Below are 13,265 nucleotides of genomic sequence, written 5' to 3' on the forward strand. Positions count from 1 at the left end.
TACCGGAGCGCCTCTTCATGCCTGTATGTGCCACGGCTGTCCCCTCATCCGTTACTGCTACCGCGTCATCCAGCACCCGCTGGGATGACGCATTGCTGCGCCGTTATGATAAAAGCGGCCCACGCTACACCTCCTACCCGACGGCGCTGGCCTTTCACGAAGGGTTTACCGCCGAAAATGCGACCCAGGCCATTGAGCGCAGCAACGCAAGCCAGCGCCCGCTCTCCATCTATGTCCATATCCCGTTTTGTCGCAAAATCTGCTTTTATTGCGCGTGCAATAAAATTGCCACGAAGAACACCGCCCTGGCCGAGTCGTATCTCTATCGGCTAGATCGTGAGATGGTCCTGACGGCCCGTCATCTGGATACAAAGCGCCCTGTCAATCAGTTGCACTGGGGCGGAGGCACCCCTACGTTTCTTTCACTGGAGCAGATGGGCGACTTGATTGACCGCCTGGACGCACGCTTCGGTCTTTCAAACGCACCAGAGCGTGACTACGCCATTGAGATCGACCCGCGCGAAGCCGATGTTTTAACCCTGCGCCACCTGCAGTCTTTGGGCTTCAACCGCCTGAGCCTTGGCGTACAGGACCTGGACCCACGCGTTCAAAAGGCGATTAACCGTCATCAGCCTCGCGTGCTTACCGAAACACTAATGGATGAAGCACACCGGTTGGGCTTTCTCTCGCTGAATCTGGATTTAATCTACGGTCTGCCCTTTCAAACGGAAAGGAGCTTCGCCAAGACGCTTGAACAGGTGATCGCGTTAAATCCGGCGCGTTTATCCGTGTTTAATTACGCGCATTTGCCTGAACGCTTCAAGCCTCAGCGACGTATCAGCGTGGATGACCTGCCAGGTGCGGATGAAAAGCTTTCGATTCTGCGTACGACCATCGACATGCTGACCGCTGCGGGCTATCAACATATTGGGATGGATCACTTTGCCAAACCCAATGACAGCCTGGCGGTTGCCCAAGCCAACGGCACCCTACAGCGCAATTTTCAGGGCTACTCCAGCCATGCCAGATGCGATCTTATCGGTCTGGGCGTGTCAGCTATTTCCCGAATAGGCGATAGCTATGCGCAAAACCCTACTGACCTGGCTAGCTACGAAGAGAACCTGGATCAAGGTCGACTGGCTACCGTGAAAGGCGTACGATTAAATCAGGATGACCTAATACGAGCCGACGTTATCGAACGTTTAATGTGCGATATGCGCCTGGATTTAGCAGCGGTTAGCCGGCAATGGCAGGTTAACGCCAACGACTACTTTGCCAGTGCGCTGGAAAGCCTACGCACTGCTGAACAGGACGGGCTAATCGTTCGCTTGGATGATACGCTTGAGGCGACGCCAATGGGCCGTTTACTGATTCGCCAACTGGCCATGGCGTTTGATGCTTACCTTCCGGGGCACTCAGGCCAACGCTACTCAAGAATCGTTTAACCGGCGGCATCAACGCCTGCGGTAGATAGCCATTTAGGCAAAAGAGAAACAGGGAGATAGTCATGCTACCCTCGACAAGCCAACGACGCTCGCTTCTTCAAGAAGCACGCTGCCAGACCTGCAGCCTAAGCTCGCTTTGCCTTCCACTAGCGCTTGAGCTTGAAGGCATGGGGCAGTTTGATGCCATCATCAGACGCCGAGCACCGCTGAAAAAGGGCGAAACACTGTTTCGTCAAGGCGACCGTTTTACCAGTGTGTATGCCGTTCGCTCAGGCAGCCTAAAACAGGTAACCAGCGAAGGTAATGGCAACGATCAGCTCACTAACTTCTTTTTGCCCAGCGAGCTTGTCGGATTGGACGGCATTGACGAAGAGCACTACCCAGGCAGCGTGATTGCCCTTGAAACCACCACCATCTGCGAAATTCCCTTTGATCGGCTGGACCTGCTTTCAGAGGAGCTGCCGGAGCTTCGTGGTCAGCTGTACCGCAGTATGAGCAAGGAGCTTCGCGATGACCGGCGCATGATGCGCCTGTTGTCGCGCAAAACCGCCGACCAGCGGCTGGCCAGTTTTCTACTGACGCTTTCAGAGCGTTTTCGGCGTCGGGGTTACTCGCCTTACAGCTTTAGGCTTTCAATGGCGCGTGCGGATATCGGCAATTATCTGGGGCTGGCGGTTGAGACGGTCAGCCGTATCTTGAGCCGTTTTCAGCAGCAAGACGTGGTGGCCGTCTCAGGGCGCGAGGTTAACATCCTCGATATGCAGCGGCTTATAGCGCTTGCTGAAGAGGAAGAGCCGGTGATTAGCTCACGTTAAATGCTTCAATACGCCCCGCCATGAGTGCTTCCTGTTTGGCTTCCAGTCCCGCAAAGTCAAACAGGTCGCGGTCAGCTAGCTGCGAAGGCGCGACGTTAGTGACCGCTTTAAACATGCTTTCCAAACGCCCCGGATACTTTTTGTCCCACTCGGCCAGCATTTCCTTAACGACCTGACGCTGCATGTTCGGCTGCGAACCGCACAGGTTGCAGGGAATAATCGGGAACTCCATCAGGCGCGAAAACTCCGCAATATCCGCCTCTTTACAGTAGGCCAGCGGACGAATCACGACATTCTTGCCGTCATCGGAAAGCAGCTTGGGCGGCATTGCCTTCAGGCTGCCGCCAAAGAACATATTGAGAAACAGCGTTTCCAGAATATCTTCACGATGATGGCCAAGGGCGATCTTGTTGGCGCCGATTTCTTCGGCAAACCCGTAAAGCGACCCGCGCCTTAACCGCGAGCAAAGCGCGCAAGTTGTCTTGCCTTCCGGCGTTTTTTCTTTCACTACCGAGTATGTGTCGCGCTCCAGAATGCGGTACTCCACGCCGAGTTTTTCCAGATACCGGGGCAGTATATGCTCAGGAAAACCAGGCTGCTTTTGGTCCATATTGACCGCCACCAGTGAAAAATTCACCGGCGCATTGCGCTGCAGGTTGCGTAAAATCTCAAGCATGGTGTAGCTGTCTTTACCACCCGACAGGCAGACCATGATCCGATCACCCTCATTGATCATTTGGTAATCGATAATCGCATTACCTACCTCGCGCCGCAGTCGCTTTTGCAACTTGTTGAATTCGCGTTTTTGTTTGGCGTCCTCAAGCGCCGGCTGGCCTTGCAGGTCAGGCGTCGGTGCAACGGTTGCCGCGGCGGGGTCAAAATGATCAAGGTGTTGCATGATATAAGCACTGCCAATGGTAGAAGGAGCAGCCGCTATTCTAACAATACTCCCGCCGTTCACCCAACTGGCAAAATCACGTCGTTACTATGGTCATAACTACGGTCATCACTATGGTTATCAATACGGTTATCAATACGGCCATCGGCACAGGCGCCATTACGCTTGAAGCTAACCCGATTGCGCCATATCACGCTGTAAGCGCATATACAGCAAGGCGCTTGCGGTGGCTTTACCTAACAACCTCTGGGTCGAGATAGCAGGCACTTGCCAGCAGGCCAGCGCCTCGGAAAATGGTTGGGAAGACTCCACTAACGGGTGTAAACGGCGCAATTGGCGTTGATGCAGTTTGGCCACATCGACCTGAACATTAGGCAGCCCAAACCCGAGGTGCGTTCTAAAGGCTCTATTAAGCATGCAAAACTGCTGGTCCAGTTGCCACCCGACCAGCGGCCGGTTGCCAATAAAATCGGTAAACGCATGCAGTGTCTCGGCACAGAGGGGTACCGCCGTGGCGGGATTGTAAAGCCGCTGATGCTGGCGCAGCGCCGTCTGGTCAACCGTTTGTGGGTCGGCAAACGTCGCCACCCACGCCTGGCTTGTGTGCACTTGCTGTTGATTAAGTACCACAGCAGCCACACTTAATACCGACGTTTCACCGGGTATTGATTCGCAAGCCAGCGCCACTAGCTCTTCCCCCATATAGGGCTGGAAAAGCCAGGCGTAAGGCGAATTCGCATAGCGGCGCCGATCTCGCTCACGCTTAAACATTCTGCGCAGCGTTTGCCCCAGCAGTGCCATGCCTTTTTTGCTGCCTTGCATAGCGCTGCTCATGAATACTCTAAATGGTAACGATAGGAGAGGCGCTGTTTAAAGTCTTTAACGATATGTAGCGACTCGCGCAATAAATCGCGCTCAAGTGACGAGAGCTCTTGCACCACCACGTGATTGGAGCGCGCATCGTCCATATCCTGCCCGCTAAGTTGCTGTTTAAGACGCAGCTCGGTCAACAGTGAAAGTGCCTCTCCTAAATCATCAGCTGTGCGCCGTTCAAGGCGGCCATCATCAACCAGTGTCTCCAACCTGCCCAGCGTCGAGGTTACGCTGATGCGCCGCTCAAGCGCCATGGTACGTACACCGTGGACAATCGGAAAAATGCCGCCTTTTTTGATATCGATACCGTGCTGAGGCTTTTTAAGCGAACCAAAAAGCGTCAGCGGTGTTGAAAAACGCAGAGCCGCACGCGCAAAGTAGGAAAGCAGAATTTCATCATGGGCACAGCGCGCAAATAGCGCCTCGCGCACGCTTTCAAGTAAACATGGATTCCCTGCCATTGAATGAGCATCCAGCATAATGGCAAGTTTCATTAAACTATCGCCATCGCGCACGTTGGCCCATTGAGCAATACGCTTCTTCCACTGAGAAACGCTGGCAACCCACTCGGGGTTAGAGACCATGATATTACCAGGGCACGGCGGGTAACCCAGTTTTATGAGCGTCTCGGTTAAGGCCTGCATATCATCGGCGACACTTGGCCACTGGGCGTCGTCGTCTAAAATCAGACCGTTATCCTGATCCGTTTTCAAAATTTGCTCGCCGCGCCCTTCACTCCCCATCACCATCAGGCAGCTATGCTGATGATGCTCCTCATTGATAACAAAATCCCAGGCCTTGCTCATAATCCGGCCATTCAAGGCCGCCAGCAGGTCCATGGCAAAATTAAGCTTAACGCCTTGTGCCATAAGGGCTGTGACGAGTTCAGGGGTACGATGACTAGCAACTGCCAACGTTTCCAAGTCATCAGCCTGCTCCACCTGCAGACTAACAACGTAACTTCGGCTGGAAAAATAACTCAGCACATCCGTCAGCTCGACCACGCCTTTTAACGCGGCCTGCTCCATCACCACAACGCGGGTAACCTTGTGCCGAGTCATTAACACCAGGGCTTCAAACAGGTACTGCTCAGGCGTTACCGTGACAAGGGAGAAGTGCGCTACCTGCCCCACCAGAGTGGCTGACGTGAAACCGCTCACGACCAGGCCATTGAGCAAATCGGTTTTCGTCACCATGCCAAGCTTGCCTTGGGTTTCCACCAGCAGGCTGTCAGCATGGCTTTCGTTAAGCTTTTCAACCGCCCCGGCAATAGTGGTAGAAGCATCCATCAGCAGGGGCGCTCGCATACATTCACTGATGCGAGCCAGCATAAAGCCTGCCATGGTGACGCCACCGTCGGCGCGCTTTTCTGTCAACAAGCGCGCCTTGTGAGCAAGTGACTGCCTAAAGAACTGCTCAAAAGGAGGGTACTGGCGACACAGCTGGCTAAACAGAAGGCTGGGCATGGTGTAACAAAGGCACTCCTGCTCAGCCTGAAAACGGTAGCGGCTTTTTCCGTTCAAGATGCTAATGGCGCCAAACAAGTCCCCTGCCGTGTAGTGCCCAATGTGAGCACTTGCCGCAGGCAAGGAGGGGTCTATCTCAGCGACGTCTCCCTTATGAATAAGAAAAACGTAAGCACCCTGCTCGCCCATTTCCAGGATAATGTCATCGCGGTCAAAATAGGCAAGGTCCATGCCTCGACGAACATGCTCGCGCCCCGTGTCATCAAGCAAGGTAAATGGCAGTTGGGACAGATCAACATCAACCATGGGGCATGTCCTTACACTACAAAAGAAAAAAGCGACGTCCGTAAAATTGGAAGTACGTCAATCAACGGGTGAGGTACTTCTTTCTGGTTTACGGTGCTTAAGAGCCAGCCTACTACTTTTTATTAGTAACGGTAGCGTCAGCCGACTGCCTAGCATAAGTCCTTCTCAATAAAGTAAACCAATTAACCCAAATAAGCCTGTACAGAAACCTGCCACTCAAAAACACATACTACTCTATATACCTTTATCTATTATTCCAACGTCGCCTCGACGTTGGTTTAAACGACTAAAGTAGCACCTTCCCAGCAACTAACCGTTAGCATTGAACGCTATTTTAAAGTAGCAAACATTATCTTTTAACCAAACCCTAGACCATCGTTCAACTAACGAGTAGTCTGCTGAAAAAATGTACGTAAAAACGCTAATATTCAGCCATTTGAAACTCTTTATTTAGTCTACAATAGATAGTGATACCAAAGTCTGGGATTATTTTTTAGCGATTATTGTTCAGTATTGACAATGCATCATTCAGGGTAATTGCACAGTGCTAACCAAAACTTACCAAAATCTCATAAAACGCTTGTATCAACGGCAACAACCAATAACCAACCAAGAGACAAGACCAAGCGGTAGGTAGTTTTAGCGTGCAATTACCCTGACATGCTAAACACTATTCCTGGTGAACTTTCCAAACCTAAAAACACAAGTGGAGAGCAACACAATGGCAGATGACAAATCCAATGCTGCGGAATACTGGAAAGCCAACGTTCGTTTAATTACCGGATGCCTTATTGTGTGGGCCTTCGTGTCTTACGGATGCGCGATTTTGTTTAGACCGCTTCTAGCAAGCATTCAAATAGGGGGAACAGACCTGGGCTTCTGGTTTGCTCAGCAGGGCTCGATCCTTACCTTTATTGCTCTGATCTTCTTCTACGCCTGGAGAATGAATCAGCTCGATAAGAAATTTGGCCTTGAGGAGTAAGTCAGAATGAGCCAATTTGCAATCAACCTGCTTTTTGTAGGCGCCTCCTTTGCGCTCTATATCGGTATCGCGATATGGGCGCGCGCGGGCTCCACAAAAGAGTTCTATGTGGCTGGCGGTGGTGTTCACCCGATCACTAACGGTATGGCCACAGCGGCCGACTGGATGTCAGCGGCCTCGTTTATTTCCATGGCGGGCCTGATCGCCTCCGGCGGTTACGCCAACTCAACCTACCTGATGGGCTGGACCGGCGGCTTCGTTATTCTGGCTATGCTGCTCGCTCCCTACCTGCGTAAATTCGGCAAGTTTACCGTTCCAGACTTTATCGGTGAGCGCTTCTATAGCCGTACCGCTCGGGTCGTCGCGGTTATCTGCCTGATTATCGCATCAGTTACTTATGTAATCGGGCAAATGACCGGGGCTGGCGTTGCCTTCTCACGCTTTCTGGAAGTACCCAGCACTTGGGGCATCTGGATCGCTGCGGGAATTGTTTTCCTGTACGCCGTCTTCGGCGGCATGAAGGGCATCACCTATACCCAGGTCGCCCAGTACATCGTACTGATTGTGGCCTACACCATCCCGGCTGTGTTCATTTCCATGCAGTTGACGGGCAACCCCATCCCCATGTTCGGTATGTTCAGCTCCCACACGGAATCTGGCCTGCCACTGCTGCAAAAGCTTGATGATGTCGTCATGGCACTTGGGTTTCAGGATTACACCGCCGACGTCGACAACAAGCTAAATATGGTGCTGTTCACGCTCTCGCTAATGATCGGTACCGCTGGCCTTCCCCACGTTATCATTCGCTTCTTCACGGTTCCCAAGGTGGCTGACGCACGCTGGTCTGCGGGCTGGGCGCTGGTCTTCATCGCGCTGTTGTACCTAACAGCGCCAGCCGTCGCCTCCATGGCACGTCTGAACCTGATGACCACCATTTATCCGGAGCTAACCGGCCAGGTTGAGAATTATGAGGAGGCCGGTGCCGAGCCAATCCTCTACGAAGATCGTCCTGAGTGGTTCCGCACCTGGGAAGAGACTGGCCTGATCACGTTCTTTGACTTTAACGATGACGGCCGCATCCAGTTCTATAACGATGCCAACGCTGAGTTTGACGTTATCGCTGATAGTCGCGGCTGGGAAGGCAATGAGCTGACGGTCAACAATGACATTCTGGTTCTGGCTAACCCAGAAATCGCCAACCTACCCGGCTGGGTAATTGGCTTGATCGCGGCGGGCGGTATTGCGGCCGCCCTCTCGACAGCGGCGGGTCTTCTTCTCGCTATCTCGTCGGCGATCAGTCATGACTTAATCAAGAACACGATCAATCCGAATATCAGCGAGAAGAAGGAGATGTTAGCAGCACGCATCTCAATGGGCGGGGCTATCTTGCTGGCCACCTATCTTGGCTTGAACCCGCCAGGGTTTGCGGCACAGACCGTCGCCCTGGCCTTCGGTATTGCCGGCGCCTCGCTGTTCCCGGTACTGATGATGGGTATTTTCTCAACTCGCATGAACAGCACCGGAGCCGTGGCCGGTATGCTGTCAGGCCTGGCGTGTACCCTGCTGTATATCTTTACCTACCTCGGCTGGTTCTTTATCCCGGGCACCAACATGCTGCCCAATACGCCGGATAACTGGCTGTTCGGTATCTCCCCGCTCTCCTTCGGTGCGGTGGGTGCCATGATCAACTTTGCCGTTGCCTTCCTTGTCTCTAGCATGACGGCGCCGCCGCCTAAAGAGATCCAGGAGCTAGTGCAAAGCGTACGCTATCCAAAAGGTGCTGGTGCCGCAGTTGATCACTAAGCCATAATCGTTCCTGAATGCGCTCGCCAGAGCGCATTTCACGGAACCCATGTCGAACCGGGCTTCCTTTGGGAAGCCCGTTCTCTTTCAGGAAATCGCTTTATGATATGGCACTTGATTGCCGCTATTTTTGCTGCACTGGCCGCTGCGGGGATTGGTTTGATTCTGCGCAATCTATCTCGCAACCGGCTTCCTAAATGGATAGTGCCGGTGTTTGCGGGGCTGGGTATGCTCGGTTATCAGATTCACGTGGAGTACTCGTGGTTTGAGCACAAACAACACCAGTTACCTGAATCATCCGTCATCGTCAGTAGTGCCACCGGAACAGAAGTATGGCGCCCATGGACGTTTGTTTTCCCCATCACGACCCAGTTTAGCGTGGTGGATAGCGATAACATTATTACCCGCGATATTGAAGGTGATCAGGTGGTAGAGTTTATTCTTTACCAGTTCATTCGCCGTCATACCGATTTTGTGTCTACTCAGCCCTACTTGCTGAACTGCGAAAGCCGTGAACTGGTGCCGCTAAGCAACGAGGCTGGCGAGGCGCAGTTGAGCGAACTTCGTCTCTTGCGCGAAACATCCACGCTGTTAGCCACCGTATGCGGGAATGCCGACGCATAGGAGAGACGCAAGCGTTGCTCTTCGCCTAGAATGGGGCTCTTTACACGCGCCGCTCGCTGGGCGAGATAAACGTTGGTGGGGGAAATAGGCATGTTTCACGGTGGGCTGCTGGTCGCGGTATCCTTTCTTTATATCGCGATTCTCTTCGGTATTGCCTGGCACGGCGACCGCCGTGCCCGTACCCACGGCGCCAGCCGCCGGCGCCCCCTCATGTATAGCCTGGCGCTGGCCATTTACTGCACCTCCTGGACATTTTACGGCGCGGTAGGCCAGGCAGCCACGGCAGGCTGGTCCTTTGCGAGTATTTTTGTTGGTCCTATCCTGACATTTTTACTGTTTTGGCCGGTTCTCGCCAAAATGATCCGCGTTGCCAAACACCAAAACGTCACTTCTATCGCGGACTTTATCGCCTCGCGCTACGGAAAGACGCAGTCGCTTGCCGCGTTTGCAAGCCTGGTCGCGCTGATCGGAACGCTTCCCTATATCGCGCTACAGCTAAAGGCTGTCTCGTCCACGTTTAGCGTGCTAACCGATGCCAGCGATAGCGTGGGAAGCCCGCTCTTTGGCGACACCGCCTTTTATGTAGCCGTTATTATGGCTGTGTTTGCCATTTTGTTTGGTACCCGTCATACCGATGCGACCGAGCACCATGAAGGCTTGATTCATGCCGTCGCGTTTGAATCCATCGTCAAACTTGTCGCATTTATTGTGCTAGGCGCCTTTGTTACCTGGGGCATGTTCGATGGCTTAAGCGAGCTAATGGGGCACGCAGAGAGCCAGCTTGGCCTTCAGCGCCAGCTCGCCAACCAGGACTTCGGCCAAAGCTTTTGGGCACAAACGCTGCTCGCGATGCTGGCGATCCTCTGCCTGCCACGTCAATTTCATGTGGCCGTGGTTGAAAATATTCACCCAGATGACGCCACCAAAGCCCGTTGGCTGTTTCCGCTTTATCTGTTGGCTATCGCTTTTTTCGTTGTGCCCTTGGCAGCAGCCGGATTACTGCTCTTTTCAGAGAGCGGCGTAGAGCCTGATACCTATGTGTTGGCACTTTCCATGGCCTCGGGCCATGAGTGGCTAACGCTGCTGACCTTCATTGGCGGGTTCTCAGCCGCCACCGGCATGGTAATTGTTGCAGCGGTCGCCGTTTCCATCATGATTTCCAATGAAATTGTTATCCCGGCCCTGTTTCGGTTGCGCTGGTTTGATACCAAAGCCCGCGACTACGGACGCTTGGTCCTGCGAGCCCGTCGCATCACCATTGCTGTCGTGTTGGCGATGTCCTACGGCTTTTACCGACTAATCGCCGAGCTCACTTCGCTTGCGTCTATCGGCATGCTCTCCTTTGCGGCCGCCGCGCAGTTTGCCCCTGCCGTCATTGGCGGGCTTTACTGGAAACGCGGTAACCGGCTGGGCGTTATCGTGGGGATGAACGCAGGCTTTGCCATCTGGGTTTACAGTCTCTTGATGCCCGCCATGACGAATGCCGGCGTGCTGCCCTTGGCATGGCTCTCTGACGGCCCTATGGGAATTGCCTGGCTCTCTCCCACCGGCCTTTTTGGCCTGAATCTGGGCGATAGCTTTACCCATGGTGTCATGCTATCGCTGGGCATTAACCTGTTTTGCTATATCTTCATCTCTCAGGTGACCTCGCAGCGAGTGGTTGAGCGTATCCAGGCCTCGCTATTTGTCGATAGTGTTGAAACTCGCCAGACCTCGGTGAACCGCCCGTGGACAGGTGCCACGACGGTGGGTGACCTAAAGGTATTATGTGAGCGCTTTTTGGGCGCAAGCCAGGTGGAACGGGCATTTGAGGATTATGCGCGCCGCCTGGGCAAGCCACTGGACTACAGCACACGTGCATCCATTGATGTTATTCAATTTACCGAGCGATTTCTTGCCTCGGTACTCGGCGCATCATCGGCACGCATTGTCGTTAACTCAGCGCTGCAAGGACGCGGAATCGGCATTTCCGATGTTATCTCTATTGTTGATGAAGCGTCACAGGTGCTGGAGTTCAACCGGGCGCTGCTACAGGCCACTATCGAAAACATTAACCAGGGGATTAGCGTTGTTGACCAAAATCTGTGCCTGGTCGTCTGGAACCAACGCTATCTTGAGCTGTTCCGCTTTCCCGACCATTTAATTCGCGTCGGCGCACCGATTGATCGCATCTTCCGCTATAACGCTCATAACAGCGAATATGGCCCGGGCGACCCCGAAGAGCATGTCCAGCTACTGCTGGATAATATCCGCGACGGTCATCCTCATCGCTACGTGCGCTATCGTCAGGATGGCAGCGTGCTGGAAGTTCAGGGTAATCCGATGCCCGGCGGTGGATTTGTTTACACGTACCAGGATATTACCCAGCAAAAGCGGATTGAAGAGGCACTGATTCGTTCCGAAAACAATATCCGTATTTACACCGATAATGTCCCTGCGCTCATTGCCTACTTTGATAAAGAGTGCCGCTACCTGTTTACCAACCGCGCCTATGAGCAAGCGTTTAGCATTGATCGTAATGCGGTGATTGGCCGACGCTTTGAGGATGTGTTGTCACTTAAGCAGTCAGAAGAGCGTGGCCCTTGGGTCGCCCGAGCACTGAACGGAGAGCGGGTAAGTTTTGAAGTCTCCATGCACGTCAACGATGTCATGCGCCATATGCTGGTGACCTATACCCCTCACTTTGGCGACAGCCAGTCGATTCTTGGCTTTTTCTCGCTTTATCAAGACATTACCGAGCGCCGTCAAGCCGAAATAGCGCTTGAAGAGACCAATGAAACACTAGAAGAGCGCGTTCGCGAGCGCACCCAAGCGCTTTCTGAAGCCAACGCCGCCCTGCGTCAGGAGAACCGTGTTCGCGCCGAGGCCGAGCAGGCCCTGCGTCAAGCCAAGCAACTGGCGGAAGATGCCAATGCCTCCAAGACACGCTTTTTGGCGGCAGCAAGCCACGATTTATTGCAGCCGCTGAATGCTGCTCGACTGTTTACGTCAGCGCTTATGCAAAACGTAACCACTCCAGATACGCAGCGTACCATCGGGCATATTGATAACTCGCTACAGGCCGCTGAAGAGCTGTTGAGCACGTTGCTGGATATCTCAAAACTGGACGCCGGCGCGCTGACACCGCGCCGCAGCCACTTTGCACTCGCCGATATATTCCGCCCGCTGCGCGCTGAATTTGAAGTCATGGCCGATAACCGCGGCCTGGATCTCAACGTTGTGCCAACCCAGCTATGGGTTGATTCGGACCCGCAGATGCTGCGTCGGATCGTGCAAAACTTCCTTTCCAACGCGGTGCGTTATACGCAGGATGGGCATGTGCTGCTAGGCTGTCGTCGCCAAGGGCAGCGGCTTTTAATAGAAGTCTGGGACAGCGGCCCCGGCATCCCCGAGTCCAAGCTCACGGAAATCTTTCAGGAGTTCCGCCGTCTGGATCAGGTATCGCGTCACAAGGAGAGTGAAAAAGGCCTGGGGCTTGGGCTCTCTATTGCTGACCGCATGAGCCGAGTGCTTGACCATCCGATTAAGGTTCGCTCCTGGGAAGGTACTGGTACCGTGTTCTCCGTCAGCGTGCCTGTGGTAGCGGCCAGGGCAATCACCGCTGCCGAGCAAGAGCCTACCAACCGGCGCAGCGGCAATAAGCTAGCCGGTGCGCGCATTGTGTGTATCGACAATGAAACCCTGATTTTGGAAGGCATGACCGCCATGCTCAGCGGCTGGGGGTGTGAAGTCTTTACCGCCACCAGCATTGGGGGCGCTAAATCCATCCTGCGCAACATGGATGGCGACCCGGATGCGATCCTCGCTGACTATCACCTGGACAATGAAGTGACCGGTTTGATGGCTCTGGACGCACTGAGCGAGCGTTTATCGGGCGCGGTGCCCGGCATTGTGATTACCGCTGACCGTACCGAAGCCGTTGCGGATAAGGTCAAACGCGACGGCTATCAACTGCTGCTGAAACCGGTAAAACCTGCCGCCCTTCGCGCGCTATTGACCCGCACGTTACAGGCCAGCCGGGCCAATACCTAGCCTATATGTACCGCAGAAAAA

The 13,265-nt window shown here is 53.8% G+C and carries 9 protein-coding genes; 6 read left to right on the plus strand and 3 right to left on the minus strand.

Annotated elements, in window-relative coordinates; genetic code table 11:
* The first annotated feature begins 17 nt into the window (after positions 1-17).
* Together hemN and fnr are read left to right on the plus strand one after the other, a co-directional pair.
* A complete protein-coding gene (gene hemN, locus ACT3TY_RS06405; protein WP_441677221.1) occupies positions 18-1,445 on the plus strand; it encodes an oxygen-independent coproporphyrinogen III oxidase in 1,428 nt (475 codons plus the stop codon).
* A gap of 62 nt (positions 1,446-1,507) precedes the next feature.
* On the plus strand, positions 1,508-2,260 hold the full coding sequence (gene fnr / locus ACT3TY_RS06410; protein WP_172117427.1) for a fumarate/nitrate reduction transcriptional regulator Fnr: 753 nt from the start codon (positions 1,508-1,510) through the stop codon (positions 2,258-2,260).
* Here the strand turns inward: fnr and ttcA are convergent.
* The 3 genes from ttcA to ACT3TY_RS06425 form a co-directional block, all read right to left on the minus strand.
* On the minus strand, positions 2,247-3,158 hold the full coding sequence (gene ttcA / locus ACT3TY_RS06415; protein WP_172117426.1) for a tRNA 2-thiocytidine(32) synthetase TtcA: 912 nt from the start codon (positions 3,156-3,158) through the stop codon (positions 2,247-2,249). The two genes, fnr and ttcA, sit on opposite strands and share 14 nt — an antisense overlap.
* A gap of 171 nt (positions 3,159-3,329) precedes the next feature.
* Complete coding sequence (locus ACT3TY_RS06420; protein ID WP_172117425.1) at positions 3,330-3,980, minus strand: DNA polymerase III subunit epsilon; 651 nt, start codon at positions 3,978-3,980, stop codon at positions 3,330-3,332.
* Between the two features lie 8 nt (positions 3,981-3,988).
* Positions 3,989-5,803 (minus strand): DUF294 nucleotidyltransferase-like domain-containing protein, encoded by a 1,815-nt coding sequence (locus tag ACT3TY_RS06425; RefSeq protein WP_444627684.1) that lies wholly within the window; start codon positions 5,801-5,803, stop codon positions 3,989-3,991.
* 721 nt (positions 5,804-6,524) lie between these two features.
* Here ACT3TY_RS06425 and ACT3TY_RS06430 point away from each other — a divergent pair.
* The 4 genes from ACT3TY_RS06430 to ACT3TY_RS06445 all read left to right on the plus strand — a co-directional run bounded on the left by ACT3TY_RS06430 (position 6,525) and on the right by ACT3TY_RS06445 (position 13,244).
* Complete coding sequence (locus tag ACT3TY_RS06430; protein WP_087105999.1) at positions 6,525-6,785, plus strand: DUF4212 domain-containing protein; 261 nt, start codon at positions 6,525-6,527, stop codon at positions 6,783-6,785.
* Between the two features lie 6 nt (positions 6,786-6,791).
* Positions 6,792-8,588: a sodium:solute symporter family protein gene (locus tag ACT3TY_RS06435; RefSeq protein WP_192527636.1), complete on the plus strand. Its 1,797-nt coding sequence runs from the start codon at positions 6,792-6,794 to the stop codon at positions 8,586-8,588.
* Between the two features lie 102 nt (positions 8,589-8,690).
* Entirely contained in the window at positions 8,691-9,212 is a 522-nt protein-coding gene (locus ACT3TY_RS06440; RefSeq protein WP_172117421.1) for a hypothetical protein, read from the plus strand.
* Positions 9,213-9,302: 90 nt separating this feature from the next.
* Positions 9,303-13,244, plus strand: coding sequence for a hybrid sensor histidine kinase/response regulator (locus ACT3TY_RS06445; protein WP_444627685.1), 3,942 nt, complete (start codon positions 9,303-9,305; stop codon positions 13,242-13,244).
* Positions 13,245-13,265: the final 21 nt, after the last annotated feature.

Origin of the sequence: Halomonas sp. AOP22-C1-8 (assembly GCF_052378905.1) — a bacterium.
GTDB lineage: Bacteria > Pseudomonadota > Gammaproteobacteria > Pseudomonadales > Halomonadaceae > Vreelandella > Vreelandella citrativorans.

What these genes read in the sequence shown, in the direction of transcription:
- ACT3TY_RS06420 (WP_172117425.1), bottom strand. Translation starts at nt 3,980, where the DNA reads ATGCAAGGCAGCAAAAAAGGCATGGCACTGCTGGGGCAAACGCTGCGC.
- ACT3TY_RS06430 (WP_087105999.1), top strand. Translation starts at nt 6,525, where the DNA reads ATGGCAGATGACAAATCCAATGCTGCGGAATACTGGAAAGCCAACGTT.
- ACT3TY_RS06425 (WP_444627684.1), bottom strand. Translation starts at nt 5,803, where the DNA reads ATGGTTGATGTTGATCTGTCCCAACTGCCATTTACCTTGCTTGATGAC.
- ttcA (WP_172117426.1), bottom strand. Translation starts at nt 3,158, where the DNA reads ATGCAACACCTTGATCATTTTGACCCCGCCGCGGCAACCGTTGCACCG.
- ACT3TY_RS06445 (WP_444627685.1), top strand. Translation starts at nt 9,303, where the DNA reads ATGTTTCACGGTGGGCTGCTGGTCGCGGTATCCTTTCTTTATATCGCG.
- fnr (WP_172117427.1), top strand. Translation starts at nt 1,508, where the DNA reads ATGCTACCCTCGACAAGCCAACGACGCTCGCTTCTTCAAGAAGCACGC.
- hemN (WP_441677221.1), top strand. Translation starts at nt 18, where the DNA reads ATGCCTGTATGTGCCACGGCTGTCCCCTCATCCGTTACTGCTACCGCG.
- ACT3TY_RS06435 (WP_192527636.1), top strand. Translation starts at nt 6,792, where the DNA reads ATGAGCCAATTTGCAATCAACCTGCTTTTTGTAGGCGCCTCCTTTGCG.
- ACT3TY_RS06440 (WP_172117421.1), top strand. Translation starts at nt 8,691, where the DNA reads ATGATATGGCACTTGATTGCCGCTATTTTTGCTGCACTGGCCGCTGCG.